Consider the following 23377-nt stretch of genomic DNA (forward strand, 5'->3'; position numbering starts at 1 on the left):
TTATAAAGAATAAATGGAGTAGCTAAACAGGCAGGTAAATATATGCTCAATGATTTGACTCTTTGAGAGTGCGAACAAATTCTAATCGCTTTAAATCCTGCTTAGCACAGGAGAAACATAGTCTGGAACAGACCTGATTATGTCAAGAGAGATGAGTAAGTAACAAGTAAAATTATGACTCTTCCCTCAATGAGAGTCAGAGTTGTAAGAATTCGATGATTTGAGCCGGGTAACGTTCGAAATCAACAAAGCTATGATCGCCGCCCTTTTCTACCGTTTGTCTAGCACCGGAAAAATGTGTCACTGCTTGACGATAATCGAGTACTTCATCTTCCATTTGCTGCAATAACCAAAAATCAGCAGGAGATGTTATCGATGGTGTATCTAAGGCTTTTAACTCATCAATGTGCCCAGCGTCAAGAAAGTACTTTTCATTGGTATAAGGATTTTCTTGCTCACCAAGGAAGTCGACCAACAACTCGTAAGGCTTAACCGCCGGATTTACCACCACCGCCTTAAAGCCAAATTGAGCATTAAGCCACATTGACATGTAGCCGCCCAAAGAGCTACCTACCAGTCCGATACGATAGTCATCTTTATATTGATGGACGATATCAAGCAACAACGCGGCGGCTGACTGGGGAAAGCACGGCAAACGTGGGATCACCACTTTAATATCTGGCCTTTGAGCTTCACAGTACGCTTTCATTACGTTCGCTTTGTGCGATAAAGGCGAGCTGTTAAAGCCATGGATATAAAGAAGCAGTGACGGTTTCATTAGTAGCCTGCTGAGTTAAAGTCGGGTTGGAAGCTGCCTGGTTTTAAACGCTTCACCTCGGTTGAGACAGAACCATCATTATACAGTTCTAACTCACGCCAGCCTGGTGATAAAGTGTCAAGAGAGAAGTCATCACAGTTAGGTTTAAACTGAACGCAGGTTGATGGCGTCGACATCACTTGGACGCCTTTATACATCACGTTCATATCTTGATGAACATGGCCACATACCACCGCTTTCACGTTGTTATGCTTTTCAACCACACGCCAAAAGCTATCCGCTTCTTTAAGCGTATGCTGATCGAGCCAACGACTACCGACCAAAATCGGATGATGGTGCAGCAACACCAACGTATTACGCTCAGGATGCTCCGACAACTTTTCATCAAGCATAGTTAACTGCTGCTCGGTTAAAAAACCGTGTGGTACACCGACGACTTGTGAATCGAGCAGCACGATTTGCCAATGCTCACCAAGCAACACGTGCTCAACTTGCTGAATCTGACTAGAAGGCAGCACCGAGTTCATACTCGGCTTAAAATCATGGTTCCCCGGCAACCAAAAGCATGGCAATTCAAGCTTTTCGATGCCTTGTTCAAAGTGCTGATAAGAGATCGCACTATGGTCTTGGGAGATATCACCAGTTGAGAGCAGCGCATCAAAGCTTGCTCCACTATCAACAATTGCATCGACAACTGCATGAAAGCTGTCGAGAGTTTTGACACTTAGCAAGCTACCGTCCAACGGCTCAAACAGATGAGTGTCGGTAATTTGTAGCAGCTTGATGCTGTCTTGATCTGATGAAATAGACGTTACTTTCAAAACAAACCCTAAATATTCAATGGGGTGCGACTAATACCCTGTCTTAAACAAAATGAAAGCCAATCGCCCAAAAAACGGTTGAGCTGGACCTTTTCATCTTGTTGGAGCATTTTCTCATTTGGATAATCGTATCGGGCATTCACACGTTTCAGATGGTCACAAGCGCATACTTCTGCTACGCGCGCATCGTGGTAGAGCCTGACAGACATCGTAGGCAATGGAAATACTGGAACGTCATCACTTTGACAAATATCGACCAAAGTTGTGTACTTTGTGACTTCTACCACTTGAATTTGGTAGGTCATATTCGCAGCTTGGTAGCAACGTACGTCATCGACACTCGGCTGATGAGGCAGCAAAGCGTTCAATTTGGCGTAGTTTGTTTCATATGTGCGCATCAAATCAGATAAATCAACATGATACGGTTTCTTTATTGCTACTTGTTCCATTCTTCTTTCAAACGTTGATGATTAAGCTCTAGCCACTGCAGTGCAATGATAGAGGCACCATTTTCAAATTTCCCATCGATGACCCACTGGTAGGCCTGTTGACGAGACATCACGTGAACACGAATGTCCTCCCCTTCATAGTCTAAACCATGAACGCCATACGCAGTGCTCGCATCGACTTGACCAACAAAAACATCCAGCATCTCAGAGCAGCCACCCGAAGAGGGGTAGTAAGAGGTCACTTTTGCCAATAACCCGACTTCAATTCCCGCTTCTTCGACCGCCTCTCGGCGCACAACATCTTCCGCGACTTCACCTTGGTCAATCATGCCTGCGACAATTTCAAGCTGCCAAGGACTTTGATGTTCTAGTGCTCCGACACGGATCTGTTCAATAATCACCACCTGATCAGCAATAGGATCATAAGGAAGCATTGCAGCAGCATGACCACGTTCAAACATTTCGCGCTCAATCGGCTCACTCCACCCACCTTCAAACAATCTATGTTTGAAGCGATATTTAACCATTCTAAAAAAACCCTGAAACAGTGTTTCTTTTGAGATTATTTCCACATCTTGGGGAGTAAACTGTTGATCTTGATTGTCAGACTGTTGCATTTGGCACCTCTCTGAGTGAATCTTATAGTTTACTCAGACAAAAGCTTAACTTCCAAGGGCATGGCTCAACTTTTTGTACAATTTTTATAAATTCAGTTAAATTGATGAATTAAATTTATTGTACAAGTGGATAGTTAAGTGTAAAACTTTGCAAAGTATAGAGTGATTTCCCATCAATTGAGTTAAACTCCCGATGAGACACCTTTTTCATATTTTGGCAGGAATAGGACTAATGAAGAAACTGCTTCCACTATTTATCAGTGCAGCACTAGGCGGACTAAGCACGAACGCTTTCGCTGACACACTGGCAGACATTTATAATCAAGCGAAAGAAAACGACCCTACGCTACTTAGTGCAGCTGCTCAGCGTGATGCCGCATTTGAAGCAGTGACATCAAGCCGTGCATCTTTACTACCACAAATCAATCTAACAGCAGCTTACGATATCAATCGTGGTGAACTAAACAGTCAAGACAACGACTCAAATGCATGGAATGCAGGAATTAGTTTTTCTCAAGAGCTATACCAACGTTCAAGCTGGGTAACTCTTGATTCAGCAGAAAAAACTGCTCGTCAGTCGGATGCATCATTTGCTGCAACGCAACAAGCACTTATTCTACGAGTTTCAACGGCATACTTCGATGTACTGCGTGCACAAGACAACTTAGAGTTTGTTCAAGCAGAAAAAGCGGCAGTTGGCCGTCAGCTAGAACAGACTAAACAACGTTTTGAAGTAGGTCTATCAGCAATTACCGACGTACATGATGCTCAAGCACAATACGATGCGGTACTCGCAGATGAAGTATTGGCGCAAAACAGCCTAGTAAACAGCTATGAAGGTCTACGCGAGATTACTGGTCAAGAGCACTCTAACTTAGATGTACTTGATACTAAACGTTTCTCTGCAAGTAAAACATCGACTGCTATTGATACATTAGTTGAAGAAGCACAGCAGAAAAACCTAAAGTTACTTGCAGCTCGTATCACTCAAGATATTGCGAAAGATAACATATCGCTTCAAAGCTCTGGCCACCTACCATCTTTGACACTTGATGGTGGATATACTATTGCAGAGCAAAACGATAGCCCTAGCGACTATGATTCAGACAACTTCAACGTTGGCCTGAACTTAAATGTTCCACTTTACACTGGTGGTGCAACAACCTCGCTAACAAAACAAGCTGAATTCAGCTATGTTGCAGCAAGCCAAGATCTAGAAGCGACTTACCGCAGCGTAGTTAAAGATGTTCGTGCATTTAACAACAACATCAGCGCTTCTATTGGTGCACTACGCGCTTATGAGCAAACAGTAGTTTCAGCTCAGTCAGCACTAGAAGCGACCGAAGCAGGCTTCGATGTAGGTACTCGTACTATCGTTGACGTGCTTGATTCAACTCGTCGTCTTTACGATGCGAACAAGAGCCTATCAAACGCACGTTACGACTACATTCTAAGTGTCCTTCAGCTACGTCAAGCAGTAGGTACACTAAGCGAGCAAGATATCCTAGATATCAACGCTGGTCTTAAGAAAAGCTAATCAGTAATCCTATCGGCTTTATATGAAAAAGGCTGACTCCATGCGGAGTCAGCCTTTTTTGTCTCTAAGATATAGAATAATAATCAGTAAACAGTATCGATCTGAACGTTGTTCTCAACTAGCCACTCTACTTTATCGTTGTTATTCAGAAGCAACGCAACGTTAACTGGCTGATTAGGGTCGACTGGGAATTGCCAAACAAACACCACCTCCCACTGATTTGGGCTATGGGTGCGCATCTCAAGCAAATCGCCATCAATCATCCAAGTCTCCTCACCTTGCTGAATCGAAATATTCTCGACATCTAGTTCAGCGGGTAGCGTTGAGTCTGACTCTAAATAGAGTGCGCCATGCAAAGTATTATCTTGCACCTCACCGATGGTCGGCATTTTGTTCAACCAAAGGTTACTTTTAAGCGTCACTGTTGATTCGGCAATCACTGCTTGGTTATCTTGCTCCCAGCCCACTTGCTGAGTCGCACAACCGGCCAACAAAGCGACACCGAGCGAAACTAATGCTACTTTTTTCATTTTATTTACCTTTGTTGTTATTGAGCCATTCTTTGAGGATTTGAATATCATTTTCATACTCATTCTTCATTTCTTCAACCCAATCATCAATATTTTCCCACCAAGCAGGTAGATCCGGCGATTGCGCTTTCTGGGCAACACTTTGAATATGTTTCAAACCAATAGACCCTGCGGCCCCTTTAATTTTATGCGCTTCAGAGACAATACCTTCTTGGTGTCTTGCAACCATATTAGAATCAAGGACTTGCAGATAATCAGGCATCATATCTTCAAACATCTGAATGCTGTCTAACACGGGCTTGGGACCGACGATGCTGACATAAGACTCAAGCATTTCTAGGTCGAGTAATCGAGCGTAGATCTCACCGCCTTCAGGGACGGCTTCAATCACCTCTGCCTGCTCAATGATCTCTTCTTGTTCACCTTGAGTAAACTTGGCTAACACATCATGCACTGCGGTCACTGAAAGCGGTTTACTGATCGCATCATCCATGCCCCTCTCAAGATACTCTTGCTTATTTTTCAGAACATTAGCTGTCAGTGCCACCAGCGGAGGAAGATCGGAATAGGTACGACGGAAGTATTCGGCGATATCAAAGCCCGTCATATCAGGCAACTGGATATCTAGGAACACCAGATCGTAAATTTCAGGGTCAAACATCTCCATCGCTTCTGCACCGTTCATCGCCACTGAGACTTCGTGGCCCATACTCTCCAGTAACGAGCGAGCAACGGTGATATTGAGTTCAATATCTTCAACCATAAAAATATTCAATTCTTGCGATTGAAGCGACGCCACAGCTTGAGGGACTGCCACTTCAATCAATGGCACGCGAATGGTCACAGTAAAGGTACTACCAAAGCCCTCTTCACTCGAAACAGTGATATCGCCATCCATCATGTTAATCAGCTGCTTCGATACCGCTAGGCCAATGCCTGTACCCACTGCATGCAAGTTGTCTTTGCCAGACTTCACTTGGTAGTACATGGCGAAGATCTTATCCAGTTCAGCTTCTGGAATACCAATCCCGCTATCTTCAATCTCCATAATGATATGAGCATGTTCATCAATGACTTCAGAGCTCACGGTCATCACCACACCGCCCTCTTTAGTAAACTTCATCGCATTACTAATCAGGTTCCAAAGTACCTGACGCAGTCGGGTTGCATCGACCTCAATTCCAGTCGGTAAATCACTCAATCTTTCGAGATCAAAACGCAGCCCTTTTTGCGACGCCATCAATGCAGAAATGCTCTCCATCTCCGCGACAAATTCCTCAAAGTTTAGCGCTGAAGGGAAAAGCTCCAGTTTACGACGGTCAAACTTATCCATATCAATAATATCGTTAAAGATATTGCCCAAAGTGATCGCACTAACGTTGATGGTTTGCATGTGACTGCGCTGCTCTTGGGTCATTTGCGTATCTAGCAACATGCGGCTTAAACCAACAATACCATTTAACGGCGTTCGCAATTCATGGCTAATGGTCGAGATAAACGTTGTTTTATCGCGACTGGCTTTTTCTAATGACTCTTCATGACGCTTACGCTCGGTAATATCACGACCAAAGCCGACCAAACCAAGGTGACGACCATCTTTGCTATAGAAAGGCACCTTACGCAGTTCAAAGTAGTTACGGCGCCCATCAGGGTATTCCAACCATTGTTCATAGGTTAAGGCTTGATTGTCTGAAAATACTTTTTGGTCGGTATCAACAATTTGTTGGGCAACTTCTTTGCTGTAGACATCCCACGGAGTGAGACCAACCAATTGACTCTCTTTCTTACCGGTTAGTTCTTCCATCGCTCTGTTACAGCCAGAGAAAACGCCTTCAGCATTACGGTAATAGATCAAATCAGGTGACGCATCGATAAACGAGCGCAGCAGCGCAGTTCGCTCCGCAAGTTCAACTTGAGTTTTTTCACGCTGATAGACCTCATTCTCAAGATCTTTCATCGCTTCTTCGCGCGCTTCTTCCGCCTTAATACGCTCTTCAATTTCTTGATTCAGTTTGGCGATGTTCTGTTGCAGCTGGTTATTCAGCTCTTGGTCACGAGAACGCATATCTTTGAGTTTTGAAACTAACTTAGAAAGGCGTTGGCGGGACTCTTCCAACTGATCGACAACCACCGAAAGAAAATAGACCGCCCAAGGGGTGATAAGCAGGCCAAAGAAGACAGAGCGGACGATATCGATATCATCCACATGACCATTGAGAACGAGCGTGATACCGACTTGAACAACGACCGCAAGCGCGACTAAAGCCAAAGCAAGTAAGATGGAGAAACGCAAAATACCCAATTTGACCAGAAGGTCGACATAATACTGGGCGAGATTTTTTATCGGTTTCATTGAAAGCTCCGCGAAAAAACGATAGATAAATTCTACCTGTTTTACCTAGCGACAGCTAAAAGAATCCTTAGTCAACAAAACGTTAATTCTCTGATGTGTGATGCACACAGGTTTGGTTACGACCATTGGCTTTCGCCTGATAGAGAGCACTATCTGCTAAGGCAACGATGGACTCACTATTGTCGAGTGGCTGCGGTACCAAAGAAACGAGACCAATACTGGCCGTGACGATGTCTGATACGTTAGAAGAATTATGAGCGAGCGCTAACTCAGCGACGCCTTGATGGATACGCTGGGCAACTTTCTTCGCCCCTTCAGCAGTAGTGTTAGGCAAGATAAAAGCAAACTCTTCACCACCATAACGAGCCACACTGTCGCTAGAGCGAGGCAATACCTTTTTGAACACCTCTGCGACTTTAATCAATGCTTCATCGCCACGTTGGTGGCCGTAAAAGTCATTAAAGCCTTTAAAGTAGTCAATGTCACACAGCATCACCGTCATTGGCTGCTGCTCTCGAATGTGGACATGCCACAATATATCAAGCTGCTCATCAAAACGGCGGCGGTTAGCGATCTGTGTCAGGCTATCAATGAAACTCAACCTTTCTAACTCTTGGTTAGCTTCTTCTAATTTTTGTTCCGCAAGGTATCGCTCCGATACATCACGCGCCATCACGAGCACCCCATTTGTCCCAGAGGCTGGATCTCTGAAAGGAGATTTAACTACATCGTACCAAATGAACTGGCCGTTGCTATTTACCACACGGTCGATATAACGCAGGGACTTACCTTCATGAAGAACTTTGTTGTCTGTTTCTGATAGGCGACTGTAGGACTCATTAGGAATGACGTCTTGCAAGCGCTTACCAATAAGGTCATTCACTTCAGCAATACCAAGTGCTTTAACAAAAGGCTGGTTACACGCTTGGTAAACCATATTTTCGTTAAAGATACCAATAGAATCGGGGCTCGATTCTAATATGTTTTGTAAAATCGTATCGCGCTGGGCCAGTGCCACTTCGGTATCTTTACGCTTTTCCATCTCATCACGCAGACTCTTTTGCATGTCATGCCAATCGGTCACATCATGGCTAATGCCCAAGGTGCCAATTTTCTCACCGCTCGAAGAAATCAATGCGCTTTGATAGCTCTCAAGCAAGCAACTACGGCCATCTGGCGTCACAGTCCAACGTCTTTTACTCGCTCGCCCTTTAATTACCCCTTCGATATCAGCGACGCCTTCACCTTCTCGGTTATGCCAAAAACGTTGGAATGCTCGGTTGCTTGAAATAAGTCGACCATCTTTATCTTTAATAAAAATCAGCTCAGATAAATTATCGAAAGCACTTTTTACAATCGATAAAGAGTTCACTTGATTCTTTAACTCGGCATCCGTTTCTTGGTGAGTAGAAAAGTAGAGCAACCAAACACTTCGGCGACGAAAAATGGTTTTACGTCCGACCACATCCAGATCAATTCTACGGCTTTTTGATAATGGCCAACTGATGGTGTGAGATGAGAAAAAGCGTCCGGTGAATGGTGACACTGAAGTCAGTAAAAACTTCGGGGTAACCAGATCAGGTAACATGAAATTTTTGCCAACTCGGCGAACGCCGAGTACTTGGCTCGCAACCGAGTTGGCAAGCAGCAATTCGCCACTCTTGCTATCGATTAAAAGTAAAGCATTGGGAGTGGTAACCAAAAGCTCAACTAAATGAGCTTGGTTACGAGCGTAGATCGCAGCCGTGATAATAATCGCGAGTAAGATGACAACAAGATCAAAACCATGCCCGTGGGTCGTGTCCCACAACCAAACTAATACTTGCTCCATCCCAATACTCAAACTCTATGCTATACCCATTGTAAGGGTACAAAAGATATCAGCTTATTGCTTACTATTCAGCCTTTAATATTGGTTTTGTGTATATAAATGGTTGATTAATTAACGTCCCCTGAGCCCCCTCTAGGTTCAAGGTGCGACCAATCTCCGTCATCGCCAACCATCGATTCTCACACCACAACGGAGCAAGAAGCGTTGGTCTTCTCGCCGCTGAAGAAACTCGGTGATAGACCACTTCGGGTGGTGTCATACGGATCATTTCACTGGCAATTGAGACATACTCATCAAGCTCAGGAGCTTCAAGTCGTCCCGCCTTCCAGGCTTTGGCCATCGTACTGCCTTCAACAATGTGCAATCCATGCAGCTTGATACCATCAGTCCCAACCGCCAGCACTTGTTCCATAGTCGCGATATTATCTTCGCGCGTTTCTTTCGGTAACCCGACAATTAAGTGGGTGCACACTTTAATACCTAACGCTCGGGCGCGCTTGGTGATCTCGGCATAACATTCAAAATCATGACCGCGATTAATACGCTTAAGCGTCTGATTGTTCGCCGTTTGTAATCCAAGCTCCAACCAGATCTCATAACCTTGTTCGACATAGCCTGACAACAAATCCAACACCGCGTCAGGCACGCAATCAGGGCGGGTGCCAACACAAAGTCCAACAATATCAGCTGCTTTTAATGCTTCCTCATACATGTTTTTCAACACTTGCACTTCCGCATATGTGCTGGTGTAGGCTTGAAAGTAAGCGAGGTACTTTTTCGCTCGATCAATTTCACCGGCACGATCAATCAACTGATCGTGAATACTTTTGGCTTGAGCCTCTTCATCTGCGAACGACGCAACATTGCAAAACGTACAGCCGCCACGACCTATGGTGCCATCACGATTGGGACAACTAAATCCGCCATGCAAAGTCAGCTTGTGTACTTTCTCTCCGTAACGACGTTGTAAGTCTTGTCCAATGGTGTTGACTAGCTCATGAAGTTGCATATTTACTCTTACCCGTAGATCGAAATGAATATCATTAAGATTTGTGTAATTTAATTACAGTTTTGAAAAATAATCGAGTGCGAAATGTAACGATTTCAAACAGGTGATAAGTTAAGCAAAGTCAATAAACATGCAGAAATAACGTGCCTCAGGCTGATTGTTATGTAGAAGTTAAACATATTATTCATTTAAACGACGAAAAAAGTGGGCAACAGAGTCGAGTTTTGATTGCATTTCCGCCTAACTAAATTGTAGGATACTTACAGATTTTGCTGTTTTATGTATTTTAAATTACATACAAATTCGGCAAAACATCGGTGTTTTCCAACTCCTACCTATATAAATCACTAGATTGTGATACAAAAAAAATGGATTACACCAAGGATTGTTTTTCTCGCAATATTTTTCCTGCGAGATACGGAATGGAATCAAAGTCACCAACCTAGGCGACTTCGAATCATAAAAATAAAGGACAGGACGTAGAACTAGTTTCGACTAGCCCAATTGCGCCTATTTGAACTGGAAGGATGTATCCATGGTAGATAGAGAGCAAAGATCACAAGGTCTTTATACTCCAGAGCTGGAGCATGACGCTTGTGGTATCGGTTTTGTTGCTCACCTTAAAAACCGCAAATCACACGCAGTAGTTACGCAAGCACTCGACATGCTTGCTCGTATGGAACACCGTGGCGGTCAAGGCTGTGACCCATGCTCGGGTGACGGTGCAGGTATCTTGCTACAAAAACCTCATGAGTTTCTGTTAGAAGAAGCGGTAAAACTTGGTATCAAGTTACCTTCTTTTGAAAAATACGGTGTCGGTGTTGTACTTTTCCCTAAAGATGAACACAAACGTGCTCAATGTCGCGATATTCTAGAACGTAACGCACAACGCCTTGAACTAGACGTCATTGGCTACCGTGTTCTGCCAACTGATAACTCGATGATTGGTGCAGATCCACTCAGTACTGAGCCTCAGTTTGAACACGTATTTATTTCTGGTGGCCCAAGCATCACTCCAGAAGAGCTAGAGCGTAAGTTATATGTACTGCGTAATTACACCGTTCGTGTATGTCTAGAGAGCGTGTCTAACATTGGCGATGACTTCTACATCAACTCTATGTCTTACAAGACCGTGGTGTACAAAGGTCAGCTAACAACAGAGCAAGTACCTCAGTACTTCTTAGATCTACAGAATCCAACCATGGTGAGCGCACTCGCACTGGTTCACTCTCGTTTCTCTACCAATACATTCCCGCGCTGGCGCCTTGCTCAGCCTTTCCGTTACATTGCTCACAATGGTGAAATCAACACAGTTCGCGGTAACCTGAACTGGATGAAAGCCCGTGAAGCAATCATCGAATCTGACCTGTTCACTCAGGCTGAGATCGATATGTTATTGCCTATCTGTCAAGAAGGCAGTTCGGACTCATCAAACTTCGATATGGCGCTAGAGCTCCTAGTTCTATCTGGTCGTAGCCTGCCACATGCGTTAATGATGATGATTCCTGAAGCATGGCAAGAAAACAAAAACATGGATCCAACACGTCGCGCGTTTTATCAATACCACGCCAACGTAATGGAACCATGGGATGGCCCAGCATCAGTATGTTTCACTGACGGTGTTCAAGTTGGTGCAACACTTGACCGTAACGGTCTGCGTCCTTCTCGCTACACAGTGACCAAAGATGATTTCCTAGTAATGGCATCGGAATCTGGCGTTGTTGAGATTGAGCCAGAGAATGTTGAGTTCCGTGGTCGTCTACAGCCTGGTCGTATCTTCGTTGCTGACCTAGAGCAAGGCCGAATCATTTCAGATGAAGAAGTGAAAGATGGTATCGCTAACGCACAACCTTACGAGAAGTGGGTAGAAGAGAACCTGCTAAGTCTGAAGAAACTGCCAGATGCGAGCAACGAATTCAGTCAGCCATCACCAGAGAAGCTACTGCACAAACAGCAAGCATTCGGTGTTAGCTCTGAAGAAGTCAACGAAATCATCGTACCGATGGCGAAAGATGGTAAAGAGCCTCTTTCTGCAATGGGTGCCGACTGGCCACTAGCGATTCTTTCGCACCAGTCACAACATCTTTCAAACTACTTTAAACAGCTGTTCGCTCAGGTAACCAACCCGCCAATCGACCCGATTCGTGAGCGTATGGTTATGTCGCTGAACACTTACCTTGGTAAGGATCAGAACCTGCTTGCTGAGTCTCCAGAGCACTGTCAAAAAGTAGAGCTTGAGTCGCCTGTTCTCTCTAATTCTGAGCTTGAGAAACTGCGTGCTATCGATAACGAGCACCTTCAAGCGAAGACACTAGACATCGTATTCCAAGCAAGTGAAGACGAAGGCAAACTAGAGCGTGCACTAAAGCGTATCTGTCAGTACGCAGAAGATGCCGTTATTGATGGTTACTCAATCATCCTTCTGACTGACCGCGCTGTTAACTCTAACCACGCCGCTATTCCAGCAATGCTTGCGGTTGGCGCTGTTCACCACCACCTAATCCGCAAGGGTCTACGTGCGAAATGTGACATCGTGGTTGAGACAGGTGATGCGCGTGAGACGCACCACTTCGCAACGCTAATCGGTTACGGTGCAAACGCAGTTAACCCATACCTAGTTATTGAAACAATGGTTGAGCTGCAACGCACTAAGAAACTAGATCCAGAAACAAACATTCGTGATCTATTTGAGAACTACCGTCAATCGATCAATGGCGGCCTACTGAAGATCTTCTCGAAAATGGGTATCTCTACGCTACAGTCTTACCACGGTGCACAGATCTTTGAAGCGCTTGGTATCAGCAAGTCTGTAGTCGATAAATACTTCACAGGTACGGTTTCACGCATACAAGGTCTAACGATCGACGACATCGCGAAAGAAGTACTCGTGCGTCACCGCATTGGTTACCCAACACGTGAAATCCCAGTACAAGTTCTTGATGTTGGTGGTGTTTACCAGTGGAAACAGCGTGGTGAAAAGCACCTGTTTAACCCTGAAACGATTTCACTACTGCAAGAGTCGACTCGTAACAAAGATTACGCTCAGTTCAAGAAATATGCGAAAGCGGTTGATGACCAAGGCGATAACGCAGCAACGCTACGTAGCCAGTTAGACTTTGTTAAGAACCCAGCAGGTTCAATCCCACTAGAAGAAGTCGAGCCAATCGAAAGCATCCTTAAGCGTTTCGCGACAGGTGCTATGTCATTCGGCTCTATCTCTTACGAAGCACACTCCACACTGGCAGTTGCGATGAACCGCATCGGCGCGAAATCAAACTCTGGTGAAGGTGGTGAAGACCCAACTCGTTTCGAACGTAAAGAAAACGGTGACTGGGAACGCTCTGCAATCAAACAGGTGGCTTCAGGCCGCTTTGGTGTGACGTCTTACTACCTAACTAACGCAGATGAGCTACAGATCAAGATGGCTCAAGGTGCGAAACCAGGTGAAGGTGGTCAGCTACCAGGTGATAAGGTTGATGACTGGATCGGTGCAACACGTCACTCGACTCCGGGCGTAGGTCTAATCTCGCCACCACCACACCACGATATCTACTCAATCGAAGATTTGGCTCAGCTAATCTACGACTTGAAGAACGCGAACCGTGCTGGCCGTGTCAACGTGAAGCTCGTATCGGAAGCTGGCGTAGGTACTATCGCCTCAGGTGTAGCCAAAGCGAAAGCTGACGTTGTACTTATCGCAGGTTTCGATGGCGGTACAGGTGCATCACCGATGTCGTCTATCCGTCATACAGGTCTACCTTGGGAGCTTGGTCTAGCGGAAACGCACCAAACACTTCTAAAGAATGGCCTACGTAACCGTATCGTGGTTCAGTCTGATGGTCAGATGAAGACACCTCGCGACCTAGCAGTAGCAACACTACTTGGCGCTGAAGAATGGGGCGTGGCAACCGCTGCATTGGTTGTTGAAGGCTGTATCATGATGCGTAAGTGTCATAAGAACACCTGTCCGGTAGGTATCGCAACTCAGAACAAGACACTACGTGAGCGCTTCGATGGCCGCGTAGAAGATGTTGTCACCTTCTTCCAATACATGGCTGAAGGCCTGCGTGAAGTAATGGCTGAGCTAGGCTACCGCACTATCGATGAGATGGTTGGTCAATCACATAAATTGAAAGTTCGTGATGATATCGGCCACTGGAAGTACAAGAATCTCGATCTAACGCCTGTGCTACATATCGAGCAAGCGCGTGAAGACGATGGTGTATACAACCAAACGCAGCAAAACCACAACCTAGAAGACGTTCTCGACCGTAAGTTGATTCAAGCGGCTATTCCTGCACTTGAGAAAGGTGAAGCAGTCAATGCTGAGTTCCCTATCATCAACACAGACCGCTCTGCAGGTACCATGCTGTCGAACGAAATCTCGAAGGTGTACAAAGATGCCGGTCTCCCTCAACCAATGAACGTGAAGTTCAACGGTAGTGCAGGTCAATCATTCGGTGCATTCCTTGCGAAAGGCGTTAAGTTCGAAGTTGAAGGCGACGCCAACGACTACTGGGGTAAAGGTCTATCTGGCGGTACGCTAGTACTTTACCCAGATGCTAAATCGACTATCGTCGCTGAAGATAACATCGTTGTTGGTAACGTATGTTTCTACGGTGCAACTTCGGGTGAGTCTTACATTCGCGGTATGGCTGGTGAGCGTTTCTGTGTTCGTAACTCAGGTGCGAAAGTTGTTGTTGAAGGTGTCGGTGACCACGGTTGTGAATACATGACGGGTGGTGTTGCGGTAATCCTTGGCTCAACAGGTCGTAACTTTGCGGCTGGTATGAGTGGTGGTGTGGCTTACGTTTGGGACAAGTCTGGTGACTTTGAAACTAAGCTCAACCCAGAACTGGTCGACCTCGACCCAATCGAAGCAGAAGATCGTGAACTACTTAAAGAAATGCTAACCAAGCAAGTTCAATTCACAGGAAGTGAAGTTGCTCAGTCTTTCCTTGATAACTTTGAAGCAAGCCTAGCCTCTATGGTTAAGGTAATGCCGCGTGACTACAAAGCGGTTCTTCAAAAGCGTAAGGCTGAATCAGAGCAAGCACAAACGGAACAAGTGGAGGCAGTATAATGGGTAAGCCTACTGGATTTTTAGAACATGGTCGCGAGCTTCCAAAGAAGCTCGACCCATCGGTTCGTATTGAAGACAACAAAGAATTCGTTCTGAACGAAGAGTTTGGTGACAAGATCAATACTCAGGCTTCTCGTTGTATGGACTGTGGTGTTCCTTTCTGTCACAGCGGTTGTCCGATTGGTAACATCATTCCTGAGTTCAATGACGCGGTATACCGTGACAGCTGGGAAGAAGCTTGGAACATTCTAAGTTCAACCAATAACTTCCCTGAGTTTACTGGTCGTGTTTGTCCATCACCTTGTGAAAGTGCATGTGTTCTTGGCATCAACCAAGATCCAATCACCATCTGTAATATCGAGAAAACGATTGTAGAAACTGCGTACCGTGAAGGGTACGCAAAACCTAAAACGCCTCGTTCACGTACGGGTAAAACCATTGCAATCATCGGCTCTGGCCCTGCAGGTCTTGCAGCGGCTGAGCAGCTAAACAGTGCTGGTCACTCAGTGACAGTATTTGAGCGTGATGAAAAAGTCGGTGGTCTACTGCGCTTTGGTATCCCTGATTTTAAACTGGGCATGGATGTCATTGACCGTAAGATCAACCTAATGGCTGAAGCGGGCGTTGAGTTCAAAGTAAACCAACACGTTGGGGTTAGCGTAAATGCTCAGCAACTACGTCAAGAATTTGATGTAGTGCTACTAACAGGTGGTTCAACGGTTCCTCGTGATTTGCCAGTACCGGGTCGTGAGCTGAAAGGTGTTCACTTCGCAATGGAATTCCTAGGCCAAAACAATCGCCGTGCAAACGATATGGATCTTAAGGGTGAAGAAATTCACGCTAAAGATAAGCATGTTGTGGTTATCGGTGGCGGTGATACTGGCTCTGACTGTGTTGGTACGTCTAACCGTCATAAAGCAGCAAGCGTGACTCAAGTTGAAATCATGCCGATTCCACCAGAGAAACGTCCTGCAAATATGCCTTGGCCTCAATACCCAATGATCATGAAGACAACCACTTCTCATGAAGAAGGTTGTGAGCGTCATTGGAATATCCTGACTAAGGAATTTATTGGTAACGATAAAGGTGAAGTCACTGGTTTACGTATTGCTGACATCGTTTGGCAAGACGCGAAACCAGGTGAGCGCCCAGGTTTTGAAGAAGTAGCAAACTCTGAGCGTGTGATTCCATGTGATATGGCATTCCTTGCAATGGGCTTCCTTCACCCAGAACCAACAGGTGTGTTAGCGCAACTAGATATCAAACTGGATGAGCGCGGTAATGTCGCGACTGAAGGTTTTGCAACTAACCAAAAAGGTGTCTTTGCCGCAGGTGATATGCGTACTGGCCAGTCTTTGGTTGTACGTTGTATCAACGAAGGTCGTGAATGTGCCATTGCCATTGATGATTACCTAATGGGTAACTCAAACCTAGAGGCGAAAGCAGACTCATTGATGCTATCTGCATAATCTCTAGCCACCCAAGCTGCTTCCTTTAGTAGATTCTGGGTGGCAAAGATTAAATAAACAATCCTTCCAAACTTTATGATTTGACCAGTACATTGTGCTGGTCTTTTTTATTTTTCCGAAACAGACAATGTTGCAAAAATGTAACATTAAAAACCTTAAGCTTCTGAATTATATAGACTATTACAGCGTATTAAGTGGTAAATCGCACATTGGCATGATTTTCCACCAAGAACTTGACCTTTTTTACAATAACCTATACGTTGTGAAGTCGATGAAAAATATTTCCTCAATATTTGTTAATAGTTCTAACGGAATTTAGTGCATATTTATACAAATAATAACAATTAGAACGAATAGTTAGTCATATATACCAACCCTTTTAATGTTGGTAGTTCTGTCGGGAGACAGGTGAAGCAAAGGGAGAATTGCAATGGCTCTATATGATCCTAATCTTGAAAAAGATAACTGTGGATTTGGCTTGATTGCACACATGGAAGGTGAACCAAGCCATAAATTGGTACGTACTGCCATTTCTGCACTAGACCGAATGACCCACCGTGGCGGTATTGCGGCAGATGGCAAAACCGGTGATGGTTGTGGTCTATTACTACAAAAACCGGACTCTTATCTGCGTTTAATCGCTGAAGAAAATGGCTTTAACCTTGGCAAGCAATATGCCGTAGGTATGATTTTCTTCAATCAAGATCCTGCTAAAGCGAAACTAGCCAAAGATGTTATAAACCAAGAGCTTGCGCAAGAGACCTTGACCGTTTCGGGTTGGCGTGAAGTGCCAACTAACTCAGCGGTGCTAGGCCCAATCGCAGTAGATTCGCTGCCAAATATTCAGCAAGTTTTTATTTCAGCTCCTGCTGGTTGGCGTGAACGCGATATTGAACGTCGCCTTTATATTGCCCGCCGACGTATTGAAAAACAGATCACTGATGATAGTGACTTCTATATCTGTAGCCTGTCGACTCAAGTGATGGTCTATAAAGGCTTATGTATGCCTGCAGACCTGCCACGCTTCTATTTAGATCTTGCAGATCTTCGTATGGAGTCGGCGATCTGTCTGTTCCACCAGCGCTTCTCAACCAACACGCAACCTCGTTGGCCACTTGCTCAGCCGTTCCGCTATTTAGCACACAATGGTGAGATTAATACCATTGAAGGTAACCGCCAATGGGCGCGGGCGCGTGCTTACAAGTTCTCGTCGCCGCTATTGCCAGATCTAAAGACCGCGGCACCATTCGTCAATGAAACAGGTTCCGACTCTTCAAGTCTCGACAACATGCTGGATCTGTTCTTGGCTGGCGGTATGGATATCTTCCGTGCGATGCGCATGCTGGTTCCGCCAGCATGGCAAAACCACCCAGATATGGACCCTGATCTGCGCGCCTTTTACGACTTTAACTCCAAACACATGGAGCCGTGGGATGGCCCTGCGGGAATCGTTCTATCTGATGGACGCTACGCAGCCTGTAACTTAGACCGTAACGGCCTACGCCCTGCTCGCTATGTGATTACTAAAGACAAGCTAATCACACTCGCATCTGAAGTGGGGATTTGGGATTACGCGCCAGATGAGGTGGCTGAGAAAGGCCGCGTCGGGCCGGGTGAACTACTAGTGATCGATACTCGCCGAGGCAAACTATGGCAGTCGAGCGAAATTGATAATGACCTTAAAGGTCGCCACCCTTACCGCGAATGGATGGATAACAACGTCCATAAGCTGACCCCATTCTCCCAATTACCGGATGATAAAGTGGGTCAGCGCAGCTTCGCCGAAGACCAGCTTAAGACTTACCAGAAACAGTTTGCGATGAGCAACGAGGAAGTCGATCAAGTGCTACGCGTACTTGGAGATATGGGACAAGAAGCTGTCGGTTCAATGGGTGATGATACCCCTATGGCGGTGCTTTCTTCTAAAGAGCGTCTAGTCACCGACTATTTCCGCCAGAAGTTTGCTCAGGTAACGAACCCGCCAATCGACCCGCTACGTGAAAAGCATGTTATGTCACTGGCCACCAGTATTGGCCAAGAGATGAACGTGTTCTGCGAAACGGATGGACACGCCCACCGCGTAACCTTTGGTTCACCGGTTCTGCTCTATTCTGATATGCAGCAACTGCTGGAACTGAATGACGAATACTATCGCAGCACGATACTCGATATAAATTATGATCCAGAAGAGAAAGATCTAGAGAAAGCGATCCAAGACCTGTGTGACCAAGCGGTTGAAGTGGTACAAGATGGTACTGTGCTGGTTGTGTTATCAGACCGCAACCTCAAGAAAGGGCGATTGCCAATTCCGGCAGCAATGGCCGTCGGCGCCGTTCAAAGCCGCCTGATCGATGCTAACTTGCGTTGCGATGCCAACATAATTGCAGAAACAGGTACCGTGCGTGATCCTCACCAATTTGCGGTGCTGCTTGGTTTTGGCGCAACAGCGGTCTACCCATACTTAGCCTACGAGGCGCTTGGCAAAGTCATCGACGATGGTGGCATTGATAAGAGCTATCGCGAAGTGATGCAGAACTACCAATACGGCATCAATAAAGGTCTATATAAGATCATGTCGAAGATGGGTATTTCGACGGTTGCTTCCTACCGCTGTTCACAACTGTTTGAAGCGGTTGGCCTAAGCCAAGATATCGTTAACTTGTGCTTTAAAGGTGTTACGACACGCATTCAAGGTGCCAACTTCGAAGATTTCGAGCAAGACATTTACAATTTATCTCGTAAAGCTTGGGCAAAACGCAAGCCTATCGAACATGGTGGTTTGCTCAAGTATGTTCACGGCGGCGAGTACCATGCTTACAACCCTGATGTGGTCGGCACACTGCAACAAGCGGTCAAATCTGGTGAATCATCAGACTACAAGAGCTTTGCTAAGCAGGTCAACGAGCGCCCTATTGCGATGCTGCGTGACTTAATGCAGTTGAAAAAGGCTGACGCCCCACTTCCACTTGAGCAGATTGAACCAAGTAACGAACTGTTTAAGCGCTTCGACTCGGCGGCGATGTCTATTGGTGCACTTAGCCCAGAAGCACACGAAGCTCTTGCCACTGCAATGAACCGCTTAGGTGGCTATTCAAACTCAGGTGAAGGTGGTGAAGACCCACGTCGCTTCGGCACTGAACGTAACTCGCGCATTAAGCAGATTGCTTCCGGCCGCTTTGGTGTCACGCCGCACTATCTGACTAACGCCGATGTGCTGCAAATTAAAGTGGCGCAAGGTGCTAAGCCAGGCGAAGGGGGTCAGCTGCCGGGCCATAAAGTAACCGCTGAAATAGCGAAACTTCGTTACTCAGTACAAGGCGTGACGCTCATTTCACCGCCACCGCACCATGATATTTACTCAATTGAAGACTTGGCCCAGCTAATCTTCGACCTAAAACAAGTCAATCCGAAAGCTCTAGTTTCAGTAAAACTGGTCTCTGAACCGGGCGTTGGCACTATCGCCACCGGTGTTGCGAAAGCTTATGCCGACCTTATCACCATCTCCGGCTATGATGGCGGCACTGCGGCTAGCCCGCTGACCTCAGTAAAATACGCTGGCAGCCCTTGGGAACTTGGCCTAGCTGAAACTCAGCAAGCACTCGTTGCGAATGGCCTGCGCCATAAGATTCGCTTGCAAGTCGATGGTGGCCTTAAGACCGGCCTTGATGTCGTGAAAGCCGCTATCTTAGGTGCTGAAAGCTTTGGCTTTGGTACTGCGCCTATGGTCGCAATGGGCTGTAAGTTCTTACGTATTTGTCACCTTAATAACTGTGCGACCGGTGTTGCTACTCAAGATGACACGCTACGTAGAGAGTACTTCAAAGGCCTACCTGAAATGGTGATGAACTACTTTGTTGGCCTAGCTGATGAAGTCCGTGAGTTACTGGCTGAACTTGGTGTCGAGAAGCTGACCGATTTAATTGGACGCACTGATCTACTCGAGGCTGTAGAAGGGATGACGGCGAAGCAGAGCAAGCTCGATCTTTCAAACATCTTGGAAGCTCCAGTTTCACCGCAAGGTCATCCTGTTTACTGGACGGAGCCAAATGCGCCGTTTGATAAAGCAGAGCTCAACCAGAAAATTATTGAAGATGCTCTAGCAGCGGTAGAAGCAAAACAATCCGCTGACTTTTTCTATAACGTCATCAACACCGACCGTTCTATTGGCGCTCGACTATCTGGTGAAATCGCCAAGCGTTATGGCAACCAAGGTATGGCTGCCAAACCCATTAAGCTCCACCTTGATGGCACTGCCGGACAATCTTTCGGTGTATGGAATGCCGGAGGCGTTGAGCTTTATCTAACCGGTGATGCCAACGACTACGTGGGTAAAGGTATGGCAGGCGGCAAGATCGTCATCAAACCACACCAAGGCACTGCGTTTAAGTGTAATGAAGCCACCATCATTGGTAATACCTGCCTATACGGAGCAACCGGAGGTAAACTATTTGCCGCAGGTACCGCAGGTGAGCGTTTCGGTGTGCGTAACTCAGGCACGATTGCCGTGATTGAAGGTGCTGGCGACAACGCATGTGAGTACATGACGGGCGGTATTGTCGCGATACTTGGCGCGACGGGTGTTAACTTTGGTGCAGGTATGACTGGCGGTTTCGCTTACGTCTTGGATAAGAATGATGACTTCCAAGGCCGAGTAAATGAAGAGTCAGTCGAGGCGGTTGCTCTATCTGACTTACATATTCACCAAGAACATCTACGTGGTCTAATTGCAGAGCACCTAGAAGAAACCGGCTCAGTGCATGCGGAAGATATTTTGGCGAACTTTGATGAATGGATTCCAAAGTTCTACTTGGTGAAACCAAAAGCGGCAGATCTCAACACTCTGCTTGGTCACCAAAGCCGCAGCGCTGCAGAACTGCGCGTTCAAGCCCAGTAAGTCATGGAGGATGTATAGAACATGAGCCAGAACGTATACCAATTTATCGACGTACAACGTGTAGATCCTGCGAAAAAACCAATTAAAATTCGTAAGATTGAATTCGTCGAAATCTACGAACCTTTTACTAAACAACAAGCAACTGCCCAAGCGGATCGCTGTTTAGACTGTGGTAACCCTTACTGTGAATGGAAATGTCCGGTTCACAACTATATCCCTCAGTGGCTAAAGTTGGCTAACGAGGGGCGCATTATCGAAGCGGTGGAATTGTCCCACCAAACCAATAGCTTACCTGAGGTCTGTGGCCGCGTATGTCCACAAGACCGACTGTGTGAAGGATCTTGTACTCTTAACGATGATTTCGGGGCCGTCACGATCGGTAATATTGAAAAATATATTACTGACAAAGCTTTTGAGATGGGCTGGAAACCAGACATGTCGAAAGTCGAATGGACCGACAAAAAGGTGGCAATTATTGGTGCAGGTCCTGCTGGTCTCGCAGCGGCTGATATTCTGGTGCGAAATGGCGTTAAACCTGTGGTATTTGACCGTTACCCAGAAGTTGGTGGGCTACTCACCTTCGGTATCCCTTCATTCAAGCTCGAAAAAGGGGTGATGGAAAACCGCCGCAAAGTCTTTAGCGAAATGGGCGTTGAGTTCCGCCTTAATACTGAAGTGGGCCAAGATATCCAAATGCAGCAACTTATTGATGACTACGATGCGGTGTTCCTTGGCGTCGGTACCTACAAAAACATGCGTGCTGGCCTTGAGAACGAAGATGCACCTGGTGTGTACGATGCCCTGCCTTTCCTCGTTTCCAACACTTATAAAGTGATGGATTTAGAGGACGACAAGCCATTCATTGATATGAAAGGCCAGAAAGTGGTGGTGCTTGGTGGCGGTGATACTGCAATGGACTGTGTTCGCACCTCTATTCGCCAAAATGCAGACCACGTCATCTGTGCTTACCGTCGAGATGAAGCCAATATGCCAGGCTCTCGCCGCGAGGTGAAAAATGCCAAAGAAGAAGGGGTTAACTTTATGTTCAACCTGCAACCTCTTGGCTTAGAAGTTGATGCTTCAGGCAAAGTTTCTGGTGTTAAGGTGGTGAAGACTGCTCTTGGTGAGCCAGATGAAGCAGGACGTCGCCGTCCGGAGCCAGTAGAAGGCAGTGAACACGTGCTTGAAGCCGATGCGGTAATCATGGCATTCGGTTTCCAGCCACATAAAATGGCTTGGCTTGAACCTTATGGCGTCGAACTCGATCAATGGGGGCGTATCCAAGCGCCTTCTGAGCAAGAATTTATGTTCCAAACCAGTAATAAAAAGATCTTTGCTGGTGGCGACGCCGTTCGCGGCTCGGATCTGGTCGTGACCGCGATTGATGAAGGGCGAAAAGCAGCAGAAGGCATTCTCGATTATCTAGAAGTCTGATCCAATTTTAGCTCTATCAATATCACAAAAGGATCCTATGATTGGATCCTTTTTTCTTGCGTTACATATAATTAAGCCACAATAACAAACAGGAATTCAACATGAAGAAAGCCGCTCTCCTTTCCATTGCTGTGTTGGGTTTAACCGCTTGTAGCCAAGGAGTTCAAACCATGACGGATCGTTCTGCTTCACCATGTGGTGATAAACCCAACTGTGTCTCAACCCAAGATAACCGGGAGAAATATCAGCTCGCCCCATTCTCCCTAACAGCAGATGCAAATATCGACAGTATTGAACAAGCAGCCCTCACGCTAGCCGGAGCTAAAACCGCGGTCAAAGAAAGTGGTTACTTACGTGTTGAGTGTACCTCTAAGATCATGCGCTTTGTTGACGACTTAGAGCTAAAAATTGAAGGCGATAAACTACTAGTACGCTCTGAGTCACGTGTTGGCTATTCGGATTTTGGCGTTAACCGAAAGCGAGCCGATGAGCTGCGCGAGAGACTAAAAGAAAGTGGCCTTATCAAGTAGATAACGAGCGGCCAGAGACAAAAAACCGAAGCATTAGGCTTC

The 23377-nt window shown here is 46.0% G+C and carries 14 protein-coding genes; 6 read left to right on the forward strand and 8 right to left on the reverse strand.

Annotated elements, in window-relative coordinates; genetic code table 11:
- Positions 1–196 precede the first annotated feature (196 nt).
- From yqiA to nudF, 4 genes are read right to left on the reverse strand one after another with little or no spacing between them, the layout of a single operon-like run.
- Positions 197–778 (reverse strand): esterase YqiA, encoded by a 582-nt coding sequence (gene yqiA / locus VIA_RS19760; protein ID WP_004415484.1) that lies wholly within the window; start codon positions 776–778, stop codon positions 197–199.
- On the reverse strand, positions 778–1599 hold the full coding sequence (gene cpdA, locus VIA_RS19765) for a 3',5'-cyclic-AMP phosphodiesterase (RefSeq protein WP_004415486.1): 822 nt from the start codon (positions 1597–1599) through the stop codon (positions 778–780). Before cpdA ends, yqiA begins: the two co-directional genes overlap by 1 nt.
- A gap of 8 nt (positions 1600–1607) precedes the next feature.
- Positions 1608–2048, reverse strand: a complete 441-nt coding sequence (locus tag VIA_RS19770; protein WP_004415487.1) for a DUF1249 family protein — start codon at positions 2046–2048, stop codon at positions 1608–1610.
- Positions 2036–2665: an ADP-ribose diphosphatase gene (nudF, locus tag VIA_RS19775; RefSeq protein WP_004415489.1), complete on the reverse strand. Its 630-nt coding sequence runs from the start codon at positions 2663–2665 to the stop codon at positions 2036–2038. The genes VIA_RS19770 and nudF overlap by 13 nt, the downstream gene beginning before the upstream one ends.
- A gap of 232 nt (positions 2666–2897) precedes the next feature.
- Here nudF and tolC point away from each other — a divergent pair, with 232 nt between their 5' ends.
- Positions 2898–4202 (forward strand): outer membrane channel protein TolC, encoded by a 1305-nt coding sequence (gene tolC / locus VIA_RS19780; RefSeq protein WP_004415490.1) that lies wholly within the window; start codon positions 2898–2900, stop codon positions 4200–4202.
- 83 nt (positions 4203–4285) lie between these two features.
- Here the strand turns inward: tolC and VIA_RS19785 are convergent, their stop codons facing one another.
- From VIA_RS19785 to mnmL, 4 genes are all read right to left on the reverse strand, one after another.
- Positions 4286–4732: a hypothetical protein gene (locus VIA_RS19785; protein ID WP_004415492.1), complete on the reverse strand. Its 447-nt coding sequence runs from the start codon at positions 4730–4732 to the stop codon at positions 4286–4288.
- 1 nt (position 4733) lies between these two features.
- Positions 4734–7085, reverse strand: a complete 2352-nt coding sequence (gene arcB / locus VIA_RS19790; RefSeq protein WP_004415493.1) for an aerobic respiration two-component sensor histidine kinase ArcB — start codon at positions 7083–7085, stop codon at positions 4734–4736.
- A gap of 82 nt (positions 7086–7167) precedes the next feature.
- Complete coding sequence (locus tag VIA_RS19795; RefSeq protein WP_004415494.1) at positions 7168–8916, reverse strand: diguanylate cyclase domain-containing protein; 1749 nt, start codon at positions 8914–8916, stop codon at positions 7168–7170.
- Between the two features lie 64 nt (positions 8917–8980).
- Positions 8981–9925 (reverse strand): tRNA modification radical SAM protein MnmL/YtqA, encoded by a 945-nt coding sequence (gene mnmL, locus VIA_RS19800; RefSeq protein ID WP_004415496.1) that lies wholly within the window; start codon positions 9923–9925, stop codon positions 8981–8983.
- A gap of 535 nt (positions 9926–10460) precedes the next feature.
- On the opposite strand from mnmL, the gene gltB (VIA_RS19805) reads away from it, so the two are divergent.
- The 5 genes from gltB (VIA_RS19805) to VIA_RS19825 all read left to right on the forward strand — a co-directional run bounded on the left by gltB (VIA_RS19805) (position 10461) and on the right by VIA_RS19825 (position 23335).
- On the forward strand, positions 10461–15008 hold the full coding sequence (gltB, locus tag VIA_RS19805) for a glutamate synthase large subunit (protein ID WP_004415497.1): 4548 nt from the start codon (positions 10461–10463) through the stop codon (positions 15006–15008).
- Positions 15008–16477: a glutamate synthase subunit beta gene (locus VIA_RS19810; protein ID WP_004415498.1), complete on the forward strand. Its 1470-nt coding sequence runs from the start codon at positions 15008–15010 to the stop codon at positions 16475–16477. Before gltB (VIA_RS19805) ends, VIA_RS19810 begins: the two co-directional genes overlap by 1 nt.
- 430 nt (positions 16478–16907) lie before the next feature.
- Positions 16908–21371 carry a glutamate synthase large subunit gene (gene gltB, locus VIA_RS19815; RefSeq protein ID WP_004415499.1) on the forward strand — a complete coding sequence of 1488 codons (4464 nt, stop codon included), beginning with the start codon at positions 16908–16910 and terminating at the stop codon, positions 21369–21371.
- A gap of 21 nt (positions 21372–21392) precedes the next feature.
- Complete coding sequence (locus VIA_RS19820; protein ID WP_004415502.1) at positions 21393–22805, forward strand: FAD-dependent oxidoreductase; 1413 nt, start codon at positions 21393–21395, stop codon at positions 22803–22805.
- A gap of 101 nt (positions 22806–22906) precedes the next feature.
- Positions 22907–23335, forward strand: a complete 429-nt coding sequence (locus VIA_RS19825; protein ID WP_004415505.1) for a DUF1499 domain-containing protein — start codon at positions 22907–22909, stop codon at positions 23333–23335.
- Positions 23336–23377 lie beyond the last annotated feature (42 nt).

Origin of the sequence: Vibrio orientalis CIP 102891 = ATCC 33934 (assembly GCF_000176235.1) — a bacterium.
GTDB classification, from domain to species: domain Bacteria; phylum Pseudomonadota; class Gammaproteobacteria; order Enterobacterales; family Vibrionaceae; genus Vibrio; species Vibrio orientalis.